Here is a 21,793-nt window from a genome sequence, read left to right as displayed (position 1 = left end):
GGAGGCGGTGCAGGAGCCAGCCCGGATTCTATACCCCCGCCCGTCAGGAGCTTCAGGCCAGGGCCTGTTGCAGCAGCACGGCAATGTGCATGGGCCTGCGTCCGGTGCAGTCCTCGATCTGGTGCCGGCAGGAGAAGCCGTCCGCCAGGATGGGAGCTTCCGGGGCCTGGCGGATGGCGGGCATCAGGTTGAGTTCCGCCATCTTGCGCGACATCCCGTCGTGCTCCGCCTCGTAGCCGAAGCTGCCGCCCATGCCGCAGCAGCTGGCCTCCACCAGCTCGAATTCGAAGCCGGGAATCCAGCCCAGCACCTTGCGCAGGGATTTGGTGGCGCCGAAGGCTTTCTGGTGGCAGTGGCCATGCAGCAGGGCCTTGGGCAGGTCCAGGGGTTTCAGCGGCAGGTCGAAGCCCCGGCGTTCCTTTTCCCGCATCAGGAACTCCTCGAACATGTAGCACTGCTTGGCAAGGCGGGCCACGTCTTCCCCCAGGGCCAGGCTGTAGAAGTCATCCTTGAGGGCATACAGGCAGGCGGGCTCCAGGCCCACCACGGGAATGCCCGCCTCCAGGGCCGGGCGCACGGCGGCCAGCACCCGCCGCGCTTCGGCCCGGGCTTCCTCCACCAGGCCGTTGGATAGATAGGTGCGGCCGCAGCACAGGGCGCGGCGGGGTTCCGGGTCTCCGGGGGCCGGACCCAGCACCTGCACCTGGTAGCCGGCCGCCGTGAGCACGTCCACGGCCGCTGCGGGAATTTCCGGGGCGTAATGGCGGCTCATGGTGTCTACGAACAGGGCTACCCGGGGCCGGCTTTCCTCCGCTCCGGAATACCTGGCAGCAAAAGGAACAGGCGCCGGTTCCGGCAGAGGCCGGCGGGCCGTGATGCCGAGCAGCCGCTCCCCCAGCCAGGCCAGCCCGGGCTGGCCGTTGCGCAGCCGCACCAGGGCACGCAGCAGGCGGCGCCGGGTGAGCCAGCGGGGCAGATGGGCAAACAGCCGGGTGCGGGGCGAGGCCCCCGTCAGGGCGTGTTTCTGGGCCAGGAATTCGGTCTTGATCAGGGCCATGTCCACCCCGTTGGGGCACTCCTTCTTGCAGCCCTTGCAGGCGACGCAGAGGTCCATGGCCTCGGCCAGGTCCGGGTGGGTGAAGGGGGTGGGCCCCAGCTCTCCGTTCAGGGCGGCCTTGAAAGCCTGCACCCGGGCCTGGGTGGAATGGGCGAATTCCTCGGTGGCCCGGAAGCTGGGGCACATCAGGCCCTTGGCGGTGCGCTGGCACTGGCGGCTGCCGATGCAGACCGCCACGGCCTTGGCATAGGCGCCCCCGGTGGCGGGAATGCCGGAATAGGCGTCCCCCATGCCGTAGTTGTCGTAGGCGGACCAGTCTAGATAGGTTTTCATGGTGTTCTCCGGATATCCGGCTCCTAGCAAGTCGGGTGCCACGAAAAAACACCTCGATTCAGTCTCTTGAACCTTGAAACCGCATCTGCACCCCAGGGGCACAGAGAACTCAGAGGAAAAACAAGCCCTTGGGTTACCCCGCTGCCCCCTTCCGGGGCGTGCCGGGGAAAGGGGTCTGGTCTTGCAAGCCGGCCTTTCTCCGTGCCTCCGGGCCCCTGCGGTGAGGAATGCAGCTTGGGAACAAGGCTCCTGTCGCAATTGCGACAAGACCAGGTCTGTTGTTTTTCAACAACGCTTGTTGCATATTTGCAACACAAGCTTCCACCCGGGCGTCATGGCGCGTTCCGGCTTTTGACAGCCCCCGCCGCGGCCCCTTAAAGTCCTTTCAACCCGGCGCCCCTGGCGCCCCCGCAACCCGAATTCCATAGGAGAACCCCATGCCTGCTGCGAACCACAAGGAGTACATCACGCGCTGAAGCGCCAGCCCGGCATGTCCGGCTCGGCGGCTGCAGCTGCCCCGAGCCAGGATTCCTCCGCCAGCGACTGACCCCACGGTCATTCCCTTGCCATCAAGCCCTGGTCTCCCCGGCCGGGGCTTTTTGTTTTCTGCTTCCCGCCCCGGCCGTGCCGGGCCCGGGAGGCCCGCAAGAGAAAGACCATCATGGCCATACAAATGACCCTGAACAAGGGACGGGTTCCGGTACGGATCTGGACCCGCGAAGTCGAATACGCTGCCCTGCAGCAACTGGAAAACCTCTCCCGGCTGCCCATCCTGGAGGACCCCATCGCCGTCATGCCCGACGTGCACCTGGGCACCGGCGCCACGGTCGGCACCGTGATTCCCACCCGCAGCGCCATCATCCCGGCCGCCGTGGGGGTGGATATCGGCTGCGGCATGAACGCCCTGCGCCTGGACCTGGAGGCCCGACACCTGCCGGACAACCTGGCGGGCCTGCGCGCCGCCATCGAGGCGGCTGTGCCCGTGGGCTTCGGCCAGCACCGGCGCAGCCTGCTGCGGGAACGGGTGCACGGTCAGTCGCCCCTGAACCTGGCGACGCGGCTGGATGTGATCGTCGGCCGCCACCCGGAGCTCCTGAAGATGCAGCGCCGCTTCAACGAGACCTGGCGCTGCCAGCTGGGCACCCTGGGGAGCGGCAACCACTTCATCGAGCTCTGCCTGGATGAGGCGCAAGGGCTGTGGATCATGCTCCACTCGGGCAGCCGCGGCATCGGCAACATCATCGGCCGCCACTTCATCGCCGCCGCCCGCAAGGACATGGGCCGTCACCTGCACGCCCTGCCGGACAAGGACCTGGCCTACCTGAGCGAGGGCAGCAGCCTGTTCGACGACTACCTGGAGGCCGTTTCCTGGGCCCAGGACTACGCCCTGGAAAACCGGCGCCTGATGCTGGAACTGGTGCTCCAGGCCCTGGTGCCCTACCTGCCGCCCTTCCAGGTGCAGGGGGAAGCCATCAGCTGCCACCACAACTACGTGAGCCGGGAAGTCCATGCCGGCCAGTCCCTCTACATCACCCGCAAGGGCGCGATCCGGGCCGGGGCCGGAGAACTGGGCATCGTCCCCGGCAGCATGGGGGACCGGAGCTACATCGTCCGGGGCCTGGGCCATCCGGCCGCCTACTGTTCCTCTGCCCACGGGGCCGGGCGGCGCATGAGCCGCTCCGAGGCCAAGCGGCGCTACACCCGCCGGGACCTGGTGTCCCAGACCCGGGGCATCGAGTGCCGCAAGGACGGCGGCGTGCTGGACGAGATTCCCGGCGCTTACAAGGACATCGACCGGGTGATGGAAAACCAGGCCGACCTGGTGGAAGTGGTGCACACCCTGCGCCAGGTCCTCTGCGTCAAGGGCTGAAGGATTTCCCCCGGACAACCACCGGCCCCAGGCCGGTATTTCAGAAAAGGAGCCACACCATGATTGCCACTGACTGTTTTCCCCCACTGAGTAACGCCGCCGGCGCCTGGCGCCGGGCGGCTCCATTCCCTTACTCCAGGACAAGAAACCATCATGGAATTACAGGAAATCGACACCCTGCGGGCCCTGCTTCCGGCCGGGCGCACGGTGTACAGCTACTTCAAGGATAAGTACAGCCTGCAACTGCTGCGCTACGCGGTACGCCGGCCCACGCCGGTGGCCGAACTGCGCCGCCAGCCCGTGGCCCGGCTGCTGGAAAAGCCGGCAGTACGGGAGGTGCTGGCCCGCTGCGGCGGCCAGCTGGCGCCCGCCCAGCTGGAACTGGCCTGCGGCCATCCCAGCCCCCAGCACTACACCCTCAGCCTGGGGGTGTGGGGCGGTGAGCGGACCCACGCCCCCCAGACCAGCCGGCCCGGGGCCAACCTGGTGCTGCAGCTCAACTTCAGCCAGGAACACAACCAGGCCTTCCAGCGTCTGGTACGCCCCCGCCCCGGCGGGGACCCCTTCAACTACTACGGCCATCCGGCCCTCCGGGACGAACGGGAAAACCGGCGCTACACCCTGGCCTGGGCCCGCCTGGACCTGGATCTGGAGCACGGCGAAGCCCTGATCGAGGAACTCCAGAGCGACTGGCTGCGGGCCGCCGCCCGGGTCGGGGAAAGCGCCCGGCAGCTGGGCGAGGAACAGTTCCGGCGGCGGCACCAGTACCGCTTCCAGGGCGGCCGCCAGGCGGTGCTGCAGTACTGCGAACAGGTGCTGCCGGCGCACCAGGGCCTCTGGGACGAGGCCCTGCTGGCGGCGGTGCTGTTCTTCCTGCGGGAGGAGCTGGGCCTGGCGCGGATCTGGATGCATACCCCCCGTTCCGGGGTATTGCTGAAAAACATCCGCTACGGGGCCCCGCCCACCTCCCTCTACAGCAGCCTGCCCCAGCGCTTCTGCTTTATCCCCGGAGCCAGCGCCCCGGCCTTCCTGACCCGCAACCGCCGGGCGGCGCGCTACCTGCGCCGGGAGCCCGGCCTCTGCCTGCAGCAATTTTGCCTTTGAGGAATCACGACCATGACACGCAAACAACGCCATCAACGGGAAGAACGGCTGCTGCTGCCGCCCCCGCCGCCACCCCGCAACCCCTTTGCCACCACGGCCAAGATGCGCCGCGGCACCCAGGTTCATGAGAAGAGCCGGGGCGCCCGGCGCCGGGCCGACCACGTGGAACTGGGCCGCATCCTGCGCGGCGACCTGCCCGCCGAAGAGTAAGACCCGCCCCGGAACCCGGCTCAGCCCGGGTTCCGGGTTTCCGGGGGCTCGCGCTGCTGCCCGGATTTCCGGGCCCCCCCTCAGGCGCCGCCCTGCTCCTGCAGGCGCCGGTACAGCAGTTGATACTGCTCGTCCGCCTGTTTCAGACGTTCCGCCGCCAGGCGGAAGAAGATTTTCAACATCCCCGAACGCAGTTCCGGCGAGGCCCGGTTGAGCCGGCTGTAGGCCCATTTGCCATAGACCACCGGGGTCATGGCGGTGATGGTGGCCGCCCGGGCCCCGGGCGTGGCCTCGGCAAAGGCCAGCTCCCCGAACAGCGTGCCGCCGGTGAGCAGGTTGATGAGCCGGCCCCGCTGGGTGACCCGGGTTTCCCCCTGCAGCAGCAGGTAGCAGGAGCGGGCCGCCGCCCCTTCCGTGATCAGCACGGTGCCGGCCGGAGCCCGGCGCCAGCGGGCAAAACGCAGCAGTTCCCAGAGCTCCGGATCGCCCAGCTCCTGCAGCAGGGGCAGGCGGCGCAGCTGCTCGAAGAGTTCCCCCTGGGAGGGAATCTCCCCATCGGCCGCGACCGTCCCCGGCATCAGGGCGCTCAGGGCGGCCTGGACCAGGGGCCAGCTGGCAAAACGCTGTTCCAGGTCCCGGGCCAGCATTTCTTCCACCAGCTCGCCTACAGCCGCCGGCAGTTCCGGGCGCAGCTCCCCCAGACGGGGATGTTCCCCGTGGATGATCTGGTACATCAGGGCGGCCGGGGAATCAGCCTGATAGGGCAGGCGCCCGGTCAGGAGCTGGAACAGCACCACCCCCAGGGCGTAGATGTCGGCCTGGGGCGTGACCCAGTGGCGGAACAGCTCCGGCGCCATGTAGGCCAGGGAGCCGATGTCCATGACCTGGGTGGAATCGCCCTGGCCCCAGTAGGCGGCACCGAAATCCCCCACCTTCACCTCCCCGGGCCCCAGGTACTGGAGGTTGGCGGGCTTGATGTCCCGATGCACGATGCCGGCCCGGCAGGCATAGTCCAGGGCGCTGGCGCACTTGTAGGCCAGCTCCAGCACCTCGCCCACGGGCTTCAGCTGCCCGGGCCGGGTGTAAGGTTCCAGGGTGCCGCCGGGCAGGTATTCCATCACCAGGTAGGCGGAGCGCTCGCCAGCCCCGGCGTCATAGACCTGGACGATGTAGGGATGCTGCAGACTGCCCGCCTGACGCACCTCGTTCAGCCAGGCCTTGCGGACCTGATTCTGTTCCGGGTCGTCGCTGAAGATGTGGGCATGGGCGATCTTGAGGGCCACCTGCCGGTCGGCAAAGCTGTCCTGCGCCAGATACACGGTGCCGGTGGCGCCCCGGCCCAGTTCCCGGAGGATTTCATAGCGGTGCTGCAAGGTATCCATGGCGGCCCCCGGCTGATCAGTCGGCTGGCATCTTACCGGCTTGCCGCAGCCCGGGGAACCAGCAGCCGGTTCAGCCAGCGCCCCAGGCGCACCCCGGCGGCGGCCAGACGCTGGTCGCTGATCTGCCGGGCCCGGGCGTGGAATTCCGGCGTCACCAGGGGCAAGAGGCTGCCCGGGGTGGCGGGATAGACCCCGTCGCCGGCCACCAGGGCCCGGCCCTCCGCCAGCCAGCGGGCCGGATCGCCCTGCTCCGGCGCCGGCAGGGCCGCCAGCCGGGCCAGGGGCGCCTCCAGGTGGCGGCCCCGCAGCCAGGGCGGCCCGGGCAGCTCGTCCCAGTAGGCGTGCAGGGACATGAAGGGTTTGCGGGGGTTGTAGGGGTTCTCCACGGTGTAGCCGTTGCCGCCCCGGTCCCCCCGGCCGGCCGTGTGCAGGGGCTGGTGCAGGTCCGCCACCAGATGCAGCAGCCAGGGCAGGGCGTAGGCCCGGCTCTGCGCGTCCCCCTCGGCCAGCTCCCGGGCCAGGCGCTCCACCCGGGTGTCGATCTCGCCCCGCCCCCCGGCCCCGGGCTCGTCCTGGAAATGCCAGTGGGTCTGGCGCTGCATGTGGGGAAAACCGGGCAGGAGCGGGGTGGGCGGCTCGTCCGGGTCATGGAAACGGGCATCCCGGCGAATGTCGTCGGGCCAGGTGGAGGCTTCCAGGAACAGGCCGTAATCCGGGTCCTGCTCCTGCTGGCGGCGCAGCCAGCGGGCCTGGTCCGGATGCCGGCGCAGCAGGGCCACCGCCTGTTCCCGGGCCGGGGCCTCCAGCTGCGCCCAGGCCAGGGCCGCCACCAGCCGGTGCCCGGCGCCATTCCAGGCGTAGGTGGGCAGGGGCAGCAGCAGTAACAACAAGAGGGGCAGGAGCAAGGGCCGGGTCATGGCCGGATTATCCCTCCCTTTGCCGGCAGCCCGGGGGTCCGAAGCATTCCACCCCCCATGCTAGACTTGCGGCCCCGCATTCCCGGTCTGCCCCCATGTCCCCTGCCCTGCCCCCCGAGTCCCTCGCCACCACCCTCTGGTACGCGGCGCCCATCGTGGCCCGGGTGATGGAAGGACAGAGCCTGGCCGACGGGGCCCTGGAACGGGTGCCGGCCGCCCGGCGCCCGGCGGTCCAGGACATCGTCTATGGCACCCTGCGCCGCTACGGGGAAGGGGACGCCCTGCTCGCTCCGCTGCTGCGCAATCCCCCCTACCCGGTGATCCGCGCCCTGATGCTGTGCGCCCTGCACCGGCTCGCCACCTGGACCGACGCGCCCCACACGGTGGTGCACCAGGCGGTGGAAGCCGCCGGGCAGCTGGAGGAAGGACGCTACAAGGGTCTGGTGAATGGGGTGCTGCGCAACTACCTGCGCCAGCAGGAGGCCTTGCAGCAGGAACTGGCCGACCAACCCGCCGCCCGGCTCTGGCACCCGGACTGGTGGCTGGAGAAGCTGCAGGCCAGCCACCCGGAGCACTGGGAAGCCCTGGTGGCGGCCGACAACGGCCCGCCGCCCATGGGCCTGCGGGTGAACCTGCGCCAGGGCAGCGCCGCCGCCTATCTGGAACGGCTGGAAGCGGCCGGCATCAGCGGCCGGCTCCAGGGCGAGGCCGGCATCCTGCTGCACAAGCCGGTGCCGGTGAGCCAGCTGCCCGATTTCGCCAGCGGCGCGGTCTCGGTCCAGGACCTGGGGGCCCAGCGCGCCGCCGAACTGCTGGCCCCGGCCCCGGAGAGCCGGGTGCTGGATGCCTGCGCCGCCCCCGGGGGCAAGACCGCCCACCTGCTCGAACGGGCCGAGCTGGAATTGACGGCCCTGGACGTGGACCCGCTCCGCTGCCGCCAGATCGAGGCCAACCTGAGCCGCCTGGGCCTCGCCGCCCGAGTGCGCTGCGGCGACGCCAGCCGGCCCCAGGCCTGGGGCAAGCAGCCCCAGAGCTTCGACGCCATCCTGGCGGACGTGCCCTGTTCCGCCAGCGGCGTGGTGCGCCGCCATCCGGATGCCAAGTGGCTGCGCCAGCCCCAGGACATCCTCAAGTTCGCCTACACCCAGCGGCGCATCCTGGAGCGCCTCTGGCCGGCCCTGCAGCCTGGGGGCAAATTGCTTTATGCTACCTGCTCGGTATTTCCGGAAGAAAACGGGGAACAGGTGGCCAAATTCCTGAGCCGCACCCCGGATGCCCGCCTGCAGACCGAGGAACAATGGCTGCCCGGTGCGGAACACGACGGTTTCTACTATGCCCTCCTGCACAAACTGGCCTGAGTCCCGGCGCTGCCTGCGTACCGCCCTGTTCGCCCTCTGCCTGTCCCTGCTCGCCGGCCTGCTCAACCCGGCCCGGGCGGGCAGCATCGACATCCGCAATCCCCAGCTGCTGCCCGCCGATGAAGGGGGCTACGCCCTCTCCGCCGACTTCCGCATCGATTTCAGCCCCCGCCTGGAAGAGGCCGTGGCCAAGGGGGTGACCCTCTACTTCGTGCTCGAATTCGAGCTGGAACGGCCGCGCTGGTACTGGATGGACGAGAAGCTCGCCAACCGCAGCCAGACCTGGCGCCTCAGCTACCACGCCCTGACCCGCCAGTACCGGCTGTCCACGGGCACCCTGCACCAGTCCTTCGCCACCCTGGAAGAGGCTCTGCAGATGCTTTCCCGGGTGCGGCGCTGGCAGGTCATCGACCAGAGTCTGCGCCCGGGCGACAGCTACCAGGCGGCCCTGCGCCTGCGCCTGGACATCTCCCAGCTGCCCAAGCCCTTCCAGGTCTCGGCCCTGGCGAGCCGGGACTGGAACCTGAACTCGGACTGGCTGATGTGGAAGTTCACTGTGCCCCAGCCCATCCCCGAGGCTGATCCGGCGCCTGGCACCGCCGCGCCGGCCTCTCCGCTGCCGGCCCAGGAAGCCCGATGAAGCGCCTGCTGGCCATCGTCGGCGCCCTGGGGGCGGCCCTGGGCGCGATCCTCTGGTTCCTGCTGCTGGCATCCACCTCGGCGGACACCATGATCTTCGCCAACCGCTACCCCCTCATCCTGGGCCTTAACGTGCTGGTGGCCCTGATCCTGCTCGGCCTGGTGGGCTGGCAGGTGCATGCCCTGTGGCGGGAACACCGGGCCCAGGTGTTCGGCTCCCGGCTCAAGCTCCGGCTGATGCTGATGTTCGGCCTGGTGGCGGTGGTCCCCGGCACCCTGGTGTACGGGGTCTCGGTGCAGTTCATCACCCGCTCCATCGAGAGCTGGTTCGACGTACGGGTGGAAAAGGCCCTGGAATCCGGCCTCAGCCTGGGCCGCTCGGCCCTGGATTCCTTGCTCGGGGAACTGGCCCAGAAGGCCCGGGGCATGGCCCTGGAGCTGGCCGACCGGCCCGATGGGGCGATACGGGTGCAGCTGGTGCGCCTGCGCGAGCAGGCCGGGGTGGATTCCGCCGCCCTGTTCGGCCCCAACGGCCAGCTGATCGCCAGCGCCCAGGGGGAGCTGTCCACGCCCCTGCCGCCCCTGCCCTCCCCGTCGGAGCTGAAGCAGGCCCGCTCCAGCCGCACCGTGACCACCATCGAAGGCGAAGGTGAGAACGGCATGACCCTGCGGGTGCTGGTGCCGGTCACCCCCCTGACCTTTTTCGAGCAGCCCCGGGTGCTGCAACTGGTGCAGCCGGTGCCCAGCGGCCTGGCCCAGAACGCCGAAGCGGTCCAGGACGTGTACCGGGATTACCAGGAGCTGCAGCTGGCGCGCCAGGGCCTGACCCAGATCTACGCCCTGACCCTGACCCTGACGGTGCTGGTGGCCCTGTTCGCCGCCTTTGCCCTGGCCTTTTTCATGGCCCGGCGCCTGTCCGCCCCCCTTTCCATCCTGGCCGAAGGCACCCAGGCCGTGGCCCAGGGCGACTACTCGCCGCGCCAGGCCATCTACAGCCGCGACGAGCTGGGGGTGCTGACCCAGTCCTTCAACCGCATGACCCGGCAGCTGGACGACGCCCGCCGGGAAGCGGACCGGCACCGCAGCGAAGTGGAATCGGCCCGGGCCTACCTGGAATCCATCCTCGCCAACCTGTCCGCCGGGGTGCTGGTGTTCGACCGGCATTTCGCCCTGCGCACGGTGAACGAGGGGGCCATCACCGTGCTCGGGGAGGACCTGGCCGACCTGGTGGGCAGCCCCGCCGAGGAATGGCCCCGGCACCCGGAGCTGGGCCAGTTCATCCGCCAGCATTTCGGCCGGGAGGACCTGGAGGAATGGCAGGGCCAGCTGGAGCTGGAACGGGAGGGCGGCCAGGCCCAGGTGCTGCTGCTGCGCGGCACCCGCCTGCCGGAGGCCGGCAACGGCGGCCACGTGGTGGTGTTCGACGACGTCACCCAGCTCATCGCCGCCCAGCGTAGCGCTGCCTGGGGCGAAGTGGCCCGGCGCCTGGCCCACGAGATCAAGAATCCCCTCACCCCCATCCAGCTTTCGGCGGAGCGCCTGCAGCTCAAGCTGGGGGACCACCTGGGCGGCAAGGAACGGGAGATGCTGGAACGCTCCACCCAGACCATCATCAACCAGGTCCAGGCCATGAAGCGCATGGTGGATGATTTCCGCGACTATTCCCGGCATCCGGCCCCGGAACTGGCGCCCCTGGACCTGAATGCCCTGATCCGCGAGGTGCTGGGCCTGTACGAGAACTCCAGCGTCCGCATCAGCAGCGAGCTGGACCCGGAGCTGCCGCCGGTCCTGGGGGACGTCAACCAGCTGCGCCAGGTGATCCACAATCTGCTCCGGAACGGCGAGGACGCCCTGGAGGCCGTGCCCTCCCCGCGCCTGCAGATTCGCACCGAACCGGGCGGCAGCTGGGCGAAACTGCAGATCAGCGACAATGGCTGCGGCTTCCCGGCAGAAATCCTGCCCCGGGTGTTCGAACCCTACATCACCACCAAGCCCCGGGGCACGGGGCTGGGCCTGCCCATCGTCAAGAAGATCATCGACGAACACCAGGGCACCATAGACATCAGCAACCAGCCGGAGGGCGGCGCCCGCATCAGCATACGACTGCCCCTGGTCAAGGAAGGAAAAAATGGCAGAGATACTGGTCGTTGACGACGAAATCGGCATCCGCGAACTGCTCTCGGAGATCCTTGCCGACGAAGGCCACTCGGTGCGCCTGGCGGAAAACGCCGCCGCGGCCCGCAAGCTGCGGGGCGAGCACAACCCGGAGCTGGTGCTGCTCGACATCTGGATGCCGGACACGGACGGCATCTCGCTGCTCAAGGAATGGGCTTCGGGCGGCCAGCTCACCATGCCGGTGGTGATGATGTCCGGGCACGGCACCATAGACACGGCAGTGGAGGCCACCCGCATCGGCGCCGTGGATTTCCTGGAAAAACCCATCGCCCTGCAAAAGCTGCTTGCCACGGTGAAGAAGGCCCTGAAGCATGATCACATCGGTCAGCGCCCGCCGGCCACCCTGGAGGCCCTGGGCCACGCCCCCCTGTTCCGGGACCTGAAGAAGCGCCTGGAACAGGCGGCCGCCAAGACCAGCACCCTGCTGCTCAAGGGCGGCACCGGCAGCATCGCCGAACTCTGCGCCCGCACCCTGCAACGGCCCCAGTCGCCCTGGCTGGACCTGCTCGAATGCACCACCCCCATGACCCAGGAACTGCTGCAGAAGACGGCCGGCGGCCTGATCTACGTGAGCGACCTGGCCGCCCTGGGCAAGCTGCAGCAGATGAACCTGGCCTTTGCCCTGGAACGGGTGGCGCGCCACAACATCCTGCTGGTGGCTGCCAGTTCCCAGCCCCTGTCCGGCCTCGGCGCCCGGGGCTGGGATGCCCAGATGCTGGCCCGCCTGGGCGAGGTCTGGCTGGCCCTGCCCAATCTGGCCCAGCACGGGGACGATCTGCCCGAGGTGCTGAGCCTGTTCCTGCGCCTGATGGTGGAGCGTCAGGAAGTGCCCCTGCGCCGCTTCTCCTGTGCTGCCCTCAACCTGCTGCGGGTGCGCTGGGCCAGCTGTGGCGAGGCGGGCTGGAACGAGCTCCAGGCCCTGATCCGCAACCTGGCCCTGACCGCCCTGGAAGAGGAGATCGGCGAGGCCGACATCCTGCGCCTGCTGCCCGAGGTGGAGGGGCCGGATGCGGTTCCCCTGGCCCCGGAAGGGCTGCGGGAGCTGTTCGAGCAACCCCTGCGGGAGGCCCGGGACGCCTTCGAACGGCACTACTTCGAGCACCTGCTCCGGGCCGAGGGGGGCAACATGACCCGGGTGGCGGAACGCTCCGGCCTGGAGCGCACCCACCTGTACCGCAAGCTGAAGCAACTGGGGGTGGCCGTGGGCCGCCGCAGCGAGGAAGTCCAGCCATGAAGATCATCATCCTGGGGGCCGGCCAGGTGGGCGCCTCGGTGGCGGAGAGCCTGGTGTCGGAAGAGAACGACATCACCATGGTGGATAGCGACGCCGAGCGCCTGGCCGCCCTGCAGGACCGCCTCGACCTGCGCGTGGTCACCGGCAATGCCGCCTATCCCTCGGTGCTGAAAAGCGCCGGGGCCGAGGATGCGGACCTGGTGATCGCCGTGACCCAGAGCGACCAGACCAATCTGGTGGCCTGCAAGATCGCCCAGAGCATGTTCAACGTGCCCACCCGGGTGGCAAGGCTGCGCTCCCGGGACTTCCTCGAAGATGAACGGCTGCTGTCGCCGGACAACTTCGCCGTGGACTTCGCCATCTGCCCCGAGCAGATCATCACCGATTACGTGGTGCGCCTGATCCAGTTCCCGGAGGCCCTGCAGGTGCTGGACTTCGCCGGCGGCCGGGTGTCCCTGGTGGCGGTACGGGCCTACGAGGGCGGGCTCCTGGTGAGCAAGCCCATCAAGGAGATGAAGGAGCACCTGCCCCTGGGCATGGAGGCCCGGGTGGCCGCCATCTACCGCCGCGACCAGCCCATCATTCCCACCGGAGATACCCATATCCAGCCCGGCGACGAGGTGTTCGTGCTGGCCGCCGCCGAGCACATCCGCCCGGTGCTCAGGGAGCTGCGGCGCATGATGAACCCGGTGCAGCGGATCATGATCGCCGGGGGCGGCAACATCGGCCTGCGGGTGGCCGCCACCCTGGAAGCGCGCTACGAGGTGAAGATCATCGAGCACACCCGGACCCGGGCCGACTACATCGCCAGCAAGCTCAAGGACGCCCTGGTGCTGTCCGGCGACGCCACCGACGAGGAATTGCTGGAACAGGAGAACATCGCCGAGATGGACCTGTTCCTGGCCCTGACCAACGACGACGAAGACAACATCATGGCCGCCTCCCTGGCCAAGCGCATGGGCTGCAAGCGGGTGGTGGCCCTGATCAACCGGCGCGCCTACGCCGACATGGTGCAGGGCGGCCCCATCGACATCGGCATCTCCCCCGCCCACGTCTCCATCGGCACCCTGCTGGCCCATGTGCGCCGGGGCGACGTGGCCGCCGTGCACTCCCTGCGCCGAGGGGCCGCCGAGGCCCTGGAACTGGTGGCCCACGGCGATGCCGGCAGCTCCAAGGTGGTGGGCAAACGCATTGCCGACATTCCCTGGCCCAAGGGGGTCACCGTGGCCGCCCTGGTGCGGGATTTCGATTTCGTCGAGTCGGTGCACGTGCGCGACGACGGCACCGTGGACCGGCGCTCGGGACGGGTGGAAATCGCCCACGGGGATTCGGTAATCCAGTCCGGCGACCACGTGGTGGTGTTCTGCGTCCAGAAAAAACTGGTGCGCAAGGTGGAACAGCTGTTCCAGGTCGGCTTCCACTTCTTCTGAGTTCCCATGGACCGTTTCCTTCCCGTCTTCCGGGCCCTGGGGATGCTGCTCTCCCTGTTCTCCCTGACCCTCCTGGTGCCCCTGACCTACTCCCACCTGATCGGCGACGGGGCGGAGGCCGCCTATGACCTGGCCTTCTTCGCCACCCTGGGCAGCGGCGCCCTGCTCTGGGGCCTGACCCACAGCTACAAGCGGGAACTGCACGTGCGGGACGGCTTCCTGCTGGTGGTGCTGGCCTGGTCGGTGCTGCCCGTGTACGCCAGCATCCCCCTCTACACCCAGCTCGACATCGGCTTCACCCAGGCCTATTTCGAGGCGGTATCCGGCCTCACGGCCACCGGGGCCACGGTCCTCGCCAACCTGGACAGCCTGCCCCAGTCCATCAACCTGTGGCGCCACCTGATCATCTGGCTGGGGGGCATGGGCCTGATCGTGCTGGCGGTGGCCATTCTCCCCATGCTGGGCATCGGCGGCCGGCAGATGTTCAAGGCCGAGATTCCCAGCCCCATGAAGGACACCAAGCTCACCCCCCGCATCGCCCAGACCGCCAAGGGCCTGTGGCTGGTCTACGTGGGCATCACCAGCACCTGCGCCCTGGCCTACCGCTGGGCCGGCATGAGCGGCTTCGACGCCATCTGCCACGCCTTTTCCACCGTGGCCCTGGGAGGCTTCTCCACCCACGACGCCAGCTTCGCCTACTGGAACTCGCCCCTAATCGAGGGCATCGCCATCTTCTTCATGCTGGTGGCCGGCATGAACTTCGCCACCCATTACGTGGCCATCACCGGCCGGGACCTGCGCACCTACCTGCGCGACCCGGAAATCCTCTGGTTCCTGGTGGTGCTGCTGGGCAGCGTGCTGCTGCTCACCTTCTTCCTCTGGGGCCACCACGCCTACCCCAGCTCCAGCGAAGCCCTGCGCCACGCCGCCTTCAACACCATCTCCGTCGCCACCACGGCGGGGTTCGCCACCACCGATTACAGCCTCTGGCCCTTCTTCGCCCCCCTGTGGATGCTGTTCCTGTGCAGCTTCATCTCCTGCTCCGGCTCCACCGGCGGCGGCATCAAGATGATGCGCGCCGTGCTGCTCTACAAGCAGGTGTACCGGGAACTGCTGCGGGCCATGCATCCCAATGCCGTGTACCCGGTCAAACTGGGCGGCCATTCAGTGCCCCAGAACATGCTGTTCGCGGTGCTGGCCTTCGGCTTCATCTACATGGTCACCCTGGTCACCCTGACCCTGGTGCTCAGCTTTTCCGGCCTGGAAATCATCACCGCCTTCTCCGCCGCCGTGGCCTCCCTCAACAACACCGGCCCCGGCCTGGGCAGCGTCGGCCCCGCCGGCAACTACGCCGGCCTCAACAATTTCCAGACCTGGGCCTGCACCTTCGCCATGCTCCTGGGCCGCCTGGAAATCTTCACCCTGCTGGTGGTCCTCACCCCGGCGTTCTGGAAGAAATAGCCTCCCCTCCCGGCCGCTCCCCGGCCAGCTGCTGAAGCGGCCGCTCCCTGCGGCGGCAGGCCGGGCCTTCCCGACGCACGCACCTGCCACCCGCAAACTTGCCATTTGCATATTCAAACGGAATCAACTAGGCTGCGCAGGCTGCGTTGCCGGCCCCTGCCCATCGGGTGCCGGGTCGGCACCGGCAATCCTCCCCGCCCATGACGGAGATGTGGCGGGTCATCTGTGCAACATACGTTCAAAAAAGGAAAATTCATGTCCCTGATCACCTGGACCCAAGAGAAATTCGGTACGTCCGTCAGCAAGCATGACGAGGAACACCAGCACCTCTTCAACCTGCTCAACAAGCTGCACGAAAGTGTCGGCCAGGGCGAACGCGGCACCATCGGCAAGAACCTGGACAGCCTGATTGCCTTCGTGGCCGAGCATTTCGCTTCCGAAGAAAAGAACATGAGTGCCGTGGGCTACCCCTCCCTGGCCCAGCACAAGCAGGAACATGACACCCTGGTGCAGACCTGCGTGGACCTGCAGAAGAAGTTCCATGCCGGCAGCGCCGAGATCACCGAACAGACCACCGCCTTCCTGCGCGACTGGCTGATCAAGCACATTCCCCAGATCGACTTCATGTACGCCCCCGCCCTCAAGGCCGGCGGCATCCAGTAAGACCCGGCAAGCCGGCCGGCCGTCCCCGGGGCGGCCGGCCAGGAGACCAGACAGCTCGGATAAAGCCGGGCGTCCGCCCCCCTTCCACTCCACCGGCCAAAGCCGGGCATATCGTTGTTTTCCCAGTTACTTTACGTTAAGGTTGATCGGGTTCAGGGCCGGTATCCCGCCGCTCCTGCCGGACGAGGACGAGCATGCCATGAGCCCGGAGCTTCCCAAGCCTGCGCCACGGGGAACCCCCTTCCGGCTCGCTGAACTGGCGAGTCTGGTGGGCATGCTGGGCTTTGCCCTGGTGGTGAGCTACAGCCTGCTGCAGGAAAAGCACAGCCTGGAAACCCACGCCCGGGTGGAGACCGATAACATGGCCCGCGTCATGGAGGCCCATGCCCTGGCTACCGTTGCCAAAGTGGACCTGCTGCTGCAGGACGTACAAGGGCATGTGCAGGGAACGGAACAGGGAAAAAAGCCAGCGGCAACGGCGCTGGATGCACTGCTGGCGGCGCGCCTGCCCAGGGTGCCGGAGGCTTCAGCCCTGTACATCGTGGATAGGGGCGGCCATGTCCTGCACAGCAGCGTAAGCCCGGAGCTGCCCCCAGGATTACAGGTGCCGCAGGAGGCCCCGGAACAGCTGCCCGGGCTGAGTATTTCCGAACCCCGGCAGGCCGGACCGGCGGGAGGCTGGGTCATCACCCTGAGCCGCCCGGTATTCCACCGCGATGGGCGCTGGGCTGGGCAGGTCCTGGCCGTGGTCCGGCTGGAAGTGTTCGACCGCTTCTACGCCACCTTGAATCTGGGACCCCACGGCGCCGTGCTGCTGCGCGACGAAAAAATGCGCCTGCTGGCCCGCTATCCCCGTCTGGAAACCAACATGGGGGTGGCCCTGCCCCAGCATCCGGTACTAAAGCGGATGGCTGCGGGAGAGCAGCAGGGCAGTTACAACGAAGTGAGCCCGGCGGACCAGACCAAACGCATCTACAGCTTTCGCCGGGTGGGGCAGCTGCCCCTGTTCGTACTGGCCGCCATCGCGGAACAGGACTACCTGAGCGACTGGCATCGACACATCCGCTGGTACGGACTGTCCGGGCTCGGAATCGGCGGCATCCTCCTGGGCATAGCCGCCGTTTCCCGCCAGCGGCTGCGCCGGCAGCTGCAGGCGGAGGAGGACCTGGCCCGCTACCACGACCATCTGGAGCACCTGGTCCAGGAGCGCACCCGGGAGCTGGAGCAGGCCCGCCAGGTGGCCGATGCCGCGAATCAGGCCAAGAGCGCCTTCCTGGCCAACATGAGCCACGAGATCCGCACCCCCATGAATGCGGTCATCGGACTGACCCGCCTAGCCCTGGACACCCCCCTCAGTGAACAGCAGCGGGACTACCTGGATAAGGTGCTGGGCTCATCCCGGGCGCTGCTGGCCCTGTTGAACGACATCCTGGACTACTCGAAAGTGGAAGCCGGCCGGATGTATCTCGAACAGACCGAGTTCGTCCTGGAGGACGTGCTGCGCGCCACCGCCGACCTGTTTTCCGCCCGCGCCGACGAGAAGGGCCTGGAGCTCTTTGTGGACCTGGACCCCCAGGTGCCGGCGGTATTGACCGGGGACCCGCTGCGCCTGGGCCAGGTGATCAACAACCTGGTGGGCAATGCGCTCAAGTTCACCCAGCAGGGAGAGGTGCACGTGCGGGCAGAGCTGCTGGAGCAGAGCGGGCAGAGCGTGTGCCTGCGGGTCTCGGTACGGGACACCGGGGTGGGCATGACCCCGGAACAGCAGGAGCGCCTGTTCCAGCCCTTCGTGCAAGGGGATGCCAGCATCACCCGCAAGTTCGGCGGCACCGGCCTGGGCCTGACCATCAGCAAACATCTGGTGGACCTGATGGGGGGCGAAATAAGCGTACACAGCCAGGCCGGGACAGGCAGCACCTTTGCGTTCACCGCCTGCCTGGGGCTGCCGGCGGCAGAGCACACCCGGGCCAGGCCCAGCCTGCCGAAGCCGGAGGTGATGCGGGCCCTGGTGATCGACGATCAGGAAACCTCCCTCAACATCCTGCGCCATCTGCTGGAGAACTGGCACCTGGAAGTCAGCACGGCCAGCTCCGGGGCCCAGGGCATCGCCCGTTTCAACGGGGCGCTGGCCGCCGGCGCCCCCTTCAACCTAGTGCTGGTGGACTGGCGCATGCCGGGCATGAGCGGGGTAGAGACGGCCCAGGCCATGCAGCAGGCCGCCATGGCCATGGCCTTGCCGCTGACGGTGATCATGGTCAGCGCCAGTGCCCGGGAGGAGGTGCTGAAAGCCGCCCGGGGACTGCAGCTGAGCGCCATCCTGACCAAACCCGTGACCCCCTCCGCCCTGCTCGACACCCTGGTTCAGGCCCAGGGCCAGGGGCCCCGGCTCACCGCACCGCTGCTGCACCCCCTGGATGCCTGCTGGAACGCCTTGCAGCAGCTGCGGGGCGCCCATGTCCTGCTGGTGGAGGACAACGAGCTCAACCAGCAGGTGGCCCGGGAATTCCTCACCAAAGGCGGCCTCACGGTCAGCGTGGCCCAGAACGGGCAGGAGGCCGTGGACCAGGTGCGCCAGCATCACTTCGATGCAGTACTGATGGACATGCACATGCCGGTGATGGACGGCCTGGAAGCCACGCGCCAGATCCGGGCCCTGCCTGATGGCGGCGCTATTCCCATCATCGCCATGACCGCCGCCGCCATGGAAATGGACAAGGCTTCCTGCGCGGCGGCAGGCATGAATGCCCACATTGCCAAGCCCATCGACCCCCTGGCCCTGGCCGACACCCTGCGCCAGTGGATTCAAGCCCGGGAAGAGCCTGGCCATGCGGCCGATCTTCCCAACCCCGCCCTGCAGCCCCTTGATGATCAGGCGCTCGCACAGCTGGCATTGGCCCTGCCCGGTGTGGACGTGGGCGGCGCCCTGGTCCGGGTGATGGGCAACCTGCCCCTGTACCGTAAGCTGCTGGCGGCTTTTGCCCAACGGCACCAGGGCAGTTCCGCGCTGCTGCAGAACCTCTGGCAATCCGGCGAGCGGGAGGCCCTGTACATGGAGGCCCACAACCTCAAGGGCGAGGCGAACAACCTGGGTTGCACGGCCCTGGCCCTGGCCGCCGAAGCCCTCTGCCAGGCCGCGCGCAGCCAGGACCCCGGGCTTCTGCCCGAAACCCTTGGCGCTCTGGACCAGGAACTTTCGACTATGCTGAATTTACTAGGCAGACTGGAGCCCGAGCCGCCGGCAACTCCAGTCGAGCAAAGCGCAGCAGGGCCCGCAGCACTGGATCTGACCCGGCTGCTGCCCTTGCTGGATACGCTGGAAGCGCAACTGCAGGCCAGAAGTTTTGCGGCAAGAAGGCTGGTCCAGGATATTCAGTTGCTGCTCCAGGGCAGCCCCGGAGCCCGGACTTTTGCGATCGTGGCCGATGCCACCCAACAACTGCGCTTTGACCAGGCGCTGGCAGCTCTCCAGGAGCTGAGGGAAGAACAGAGGTGGAACCCATGAGCACTGAGCGCAAAGAAAAAGTGCTGGTGGTGGATGATTCACTGACCAACATCGAAATGCTGGCCGCCGTTCTGGAATCGGAGTACGACCTCTGTTTCGCCACCAGCGGCGCCGAGGCCCTGAGCCTGATGCGCAGCTATCCCATCAGCCTGATCCTGCTGGATGTGGTCATGCCCGGCATAGACGGCTTCGAGGTCTGCCGGCAGCTCAAGGCCAGCCCGGCCACCCGGGACGTGCCGGTGATCTTCCTCACCAGCCTGGAAAGCGCGATAGACGAAGAGCGGGGCCTGTCCCTGGGGGCCGAGGATTTTGTGCACAAGCCCGTATCGCCGCCCGTAGTCCTGGCCCGGGTGCGCACCCATCTGCAGCTTGCCAATGCAAAACGGGAGTTGCGCCGTCACAACGAGGAGCTGGAGGCCCTGGTCGAGGAGCGCACCCGGGAGCTCAGCCGTCGGGACCAGAAGCTGATTGCCTCCCAGAGCGCCACCATCGCCGCCTTCTGCGCCCTGGCCGAAGCCCGGGACAACGAGACCGGCAACCACATCCGCCGCACCCAGAACTACGTGCGGATACTGGCCGAAGAACTCCGGGACCATCCCCGTTTCCGCCACGCGCTGACCCCGGCCTTCATCCAGATCATGTTCAAGTCGGCCCCCCTGCACGACGTGGGCAAGGTCGCCATTCCCGACTCCATCCTGCTCAAGCCCGGCAAGCTCACCCCCGAGGAATGGGTGGTCATGAAACGCCACTGCGAATACGGTCACCGCGCCATCGTCGCCGCGGCCCGGGAGCTCATCGACGACGACGGCTCGTTTCTCGGATGCGCGGCCGACATCGCCTACGGACACCACGAGCGCTGGGACGGGCGGGGCTATCCCCGGGGTGTGACGGGGGATGACATCCCCATCAGCGCCCGGCTGATGGCAGTGGCCGATGTCTATGACGCCCTGACCACCCGGCGGGTCTACAAGCAGGCCTTCGATCATGACGAATCCCTCCAGTCCATGCTGGCCGAGCGGGCCACCCATTTCGATCCGGACGTGATCGACGCCCTGAGTGGGGTGGCCGACGAATTTGCCGGCATCGCCCAGCACTATGCCGACGGGGCCAGGGAAGGCGAGGCATTGACCCCCCATACCTGAGAACCCGGCCGCCCGTATTTCCCCCTGCCCTCCTGGCCATCTCCCGATGCGCCGGACTTCCTCCGTCCCGCCCTCGACGCCCGCCCCTCCGGTCGGGGATAATCCCGGCTTTGTCCTTTCCGGAGCGCCCTCGTGACCCGACCCAAGAACGACAACTTCCTCAGGGCCCTGCTCAAGGAACCCACCGACCGTACCCCCCTGTGGCTGATGCGCCAGGCGGGCCGCTACCTGCCCGAGTACTGCGAAACCCGCAAGCGGGCCGGGGACTTCCTTTCCCTGTGCAAGGCCCCCGACCTGGCCTGCGAAGTCACCCTGCAGCCCCTGGCCCGTTACGATCTGGACGCGGCCATCCTGTTCTCCGACATCCTCACGGTGCCCGACGCCATGGGCCTGGGCCTCTATTTCGAAGCCGGCGAAGGCCCCCGCTTCGAACGCCCCCTGCGGGAGGAATGGGCCATCAACAACCTGACGGCGCCGGACCCCCATGAACACCTGGGCTACGTGATGGACGCGGTGCGCACGATCAGGAAGGCCCTGGACAATTCCGTGCCCCTGATCGGCTTCTCCGGCAGCCCCTACACCCTGGCCTGCTACATGGTGGAAGGCGGCGGCTCCAAGGATTTCCGCCACATCAAGGCCATGCTCTACAGCCGGCCCGACCTGCTGCACCGCATCCTCTCGGTCACCGCCGATGCCGTCACCGCCTACCTGAACGCCCAGATCGAGTGCGGCGCCCAGGCCGTGATGATTTTCGACACCTGGGGCGGCTCCCTCTCCAACGCCGCCTACCAGGAATTCTCCCTGGCCTACATGCAAAAGATCGTGGCCGGCCTGCACCAGACCTGGGAAGGGCAGAAGATTCCCTCCATCGTGTTCACCAAGGGCGGCGGCCTGTGGCTGGAAAAGATCGCCGCCATCGGCTGTGACGGGGTGGGCCTGGACTGGACCGTGGACATCGGCGACGCCCGCCGCCGGGTGGGTGACCAGGTGGCTCTGCAAGGCAACCTGGACCCCAACGTGCTGTTCGCCACGCCGGAGAAAATTGCAGCGGAAGCCACCAAGGTGCTGGACGCCTACGGGCCCGGCAACACCGGCCATGTGTTCAACCTGGGCCACGGCATTTCCCAGTTCACGCCCCCCGAGCACGTGGTGGCCCTGGTGGAAACGGTGCACGGCTACCGCCGCTGAACGCCCGAAAAGAGTGCATAAGTCGGGTATCAGACTTGACTTATGCACAACTTGCAGGGTGGAGCGAAAAAACGCCCGCCACCCTCTTGACAGTCTGTAACATCACTCATGTTGTTGTTTTAAAAGGA

The 21,793-nt window shown here is 67.8% G+C and carries 16 protein-coding genes; 13 read left to right on the top strand and 3 right to left on the bottom strand.

The window, feature by feature from the left end:
* Positions 1–52: 52 nt before the first annotated feature.
* A complete protein-coding gene (locus tag G474_RS0109605; RefSeq protein WP_026686780.1) occupies positions 53–1,390 on the bottom strand; it encodes a (Fe-S)-binding protein in 1,338 nt (445 codons plus the stop codon).
* 661 nt (positions 1,391–2,051) lie between these two features.
* Here G474_RS0109605 and G474_RS0109600 point away from each other — a divergent pair.
* The 3 genes from G474_RS0109600 (at position 2,052) to G474_RS0109590 (ending at position 4,574) form a co-directional block, all read left to right on the top strand.
* Positions 2,052–3,260: an RtcB family protein gene (locus tag G474_RS0109600; RefSeq protein ID WP_026686779.1), complete on the top strand. Its 1,209-nt coding sequence runs from the start codon at positions 2,052–2,054 to the stop codon at positions 3,258–3,260.
* A gap of 153 nt (positions 3,261–3,413) precedes the next feature.
* On the top strand, positions 3,414–4,364 hold the full coding sequence (locus G474_RS0109595) for a hypothetical protein (protein WP_026686778.1): 951 nt from the start codon (positions 3,414–3,416) through the stop codon (positions 4,362–4,364).
* Positions 4,365–4,376: 12 nt separating this feature from the next.
* Positions 4,377–4,574: a hypothetical protein gene (locus G474_RS0109590; protein WP_026686777.1), complete on the top strand. Its 198-nt coding sequence runs from the start codon at positions 4,377–4,379 to the stop codon at positions 4,572–4,574.
* Between the two features lie 80 nt (positions 4,575–4,654).
* Here G474_RS0109590 and G474_RS20340 read toward each other — a convergent pair whose 3' ends face one another.
* A complete protein-coding gene (locus tag G474_RS20340) occupies positions 4,655–5,956 on the bottom strand; it encodes a serine/threonine-protein kinase (protein WP_051282195.1) in 1,302 nt (433 codons plus the stop codon).
* Between the two features lie 32 nt (positions 5,957–5,988).
* Positions 5,989–6,873, bottom strand: coding sequence for a S1/P1 nuclease (locus G474_RS0109580; protein ID WP_026686776.1), 885 nt, complete (start codon positions 6,871–6,873; stop codon positions 5,989–5,991).
* A 95-nt stretch (positions 6,874–6,968) separates the two neighbouring features.
* Between G474_RS0109580 and rsmB the strand changes: the two genes are divergently transcribed.
* From rsmB to hemE, 10 genes are all read left to right on the top strand, one after another.
* Positions 6,969–8,231, top strand: a complete 1,263-nt coding sequence (rsmB, locus tag G474_RS0109575) for a 16S rRNA (cytosine(967)-C(5))-methyltransferase RsmB (RefSeq protein ID WP_051282194.1) — start codon at positions 6,969–6,971, stop codon at positions 8,229–8,231.
* Positions 8,206–8,871, top strand: a complete 666-nt coding sequence (locus G474_RS20335) for a DUF4390 domain-containing protein (protein ID WP_084513694.1) — start codon at positions 8,206–8,208, stop codon at positions 8,869–8,871. The genes rsmB and G474_RS20335 overlap by 26 nt, the downstream gene beginning before the upstream one ends.
* The gene (locus G474_RS0109565; RefSeq protein WP_026686774.1) at positions 8,868–11,021 is read left to right on the top strand and encodes an ATP-binding protein; all 2,154 of its coding nucleotides are present in this window, start codon (positions 8,868–8,870) and stop codon (positions 11,019–11,021) included. The genes G474_RS20335 and G474_RS0109565 overlap by 4 nt, the downstream gene beginning before the upstream one ends.
* Complete coding sequence (locus G474_RS0109560; RefSeq protein WP_026686773.1) at positions 10,999–12,279, top strand: sigma-54-dependent transcriptional regulator; 1,281 nt, start codon at positions 10,999–11,001, stop codon at positions 12,277–12,279. The genes G474_RS0109565 and G474_RS0109560 overlap by 23 nt, the downstream gene beginning before the upstream one ends.
* Positions 12,276–13,709, top strand: a complete 1,434-nt coding sequence (trkA, locus tag G474_RS0109555; protein ID WP_026686772.1) for a Trk system potassium transporter TrkA — start codon at positions 12,276–12,278, stop codon at positions 13,707–13,709. The genes G474_RS0109560 and trkA overlap by 4 nt, the downstream gene beginning before the upstream one ends.
* 6 nt (positions 13,710–13,715) lie before the next feature.
* On the top strand, positions 13,716–15,170 hold the full coding sequence (locus G474_RS0109550; protein ID WP_026686771.1) for a TrkH family potassium uptake protein: 1,455 nt from the start codon (positions 13,716–13,718) through the stop codon (positions 15,168–15,170).
* Positions 15,171–15,425: 255 nt separating this feature from the next.
* Positions 15,426–15,833 carry a bacteriohemerythrin gene (locus tag G474_RS0109545; RefSeq protein ID WP_026686770.1) on the top strand — a complete coding sequence of 136 codons (408 nt, stop codon included), beginning with the start codon at positions 15,426–15,428 and terminating at the stop codon, positions 15,831–15,833.
* A gap of 199 nt (positions 15,834–16,032) precedes the next feature.
* The gene (locus tag G474_RS22070; RefSeq protein WP_156919219.1) at positions 16,033–19,335 is read left to right on the top strand and encodes a hybrid sensor histidine kinase/response regulator; all 3,303 of its coding nucleotides are present in this window, start codon (positions 16,033–16,035) and stop codon (positions 19,333–19,335) included.
* Positions 19,332–20,477, top strand: a complete 1,146-nt coding sequence (locus G474_RS0109535; protein ID WP_026686769.1) for a response regulator — start codon at positions 19,332–19,334, stop codon at positions 20,475–20,477. Before G474_RS22070 ends, G474_RS0109535 begins: the two co-directional genes overlap by 4 nt.
* A 132-nt stretch (positions 20,478–20,609) precedes the next feature.
* The gene (hemE, locus tag G474_RS0109530) at positions 20,610–21,665 is read left to right on the top strand and encodes a uroporphyrinogen decarboxylase (protein ID WP_026686768.1); all 1,056 of its coding nucleotides are present in this window, start codon (positions 20,610–20,612) and stop codon (positions 21,663–21,665) included.
* Positions 21,666–21,793: the final 128 nt, after the last annotated feature.

Origin of the sequence: Azovibrio restrictus DSM 23866, assembly GCF_000429665.1 — a bacterium.
Taxonomy (GTDB): domain Bacteria; phylum Pseudomonadota; class Gammaproteobacteria; order Burkholderiales; family Rhodocyclaceae; genus Azovibrio; species Azovibrio restrictus.
Note: the sequence above shows the minus strand (reverse complement) of the source record. Positions and strands in the feature narration are given on the sequence as shown.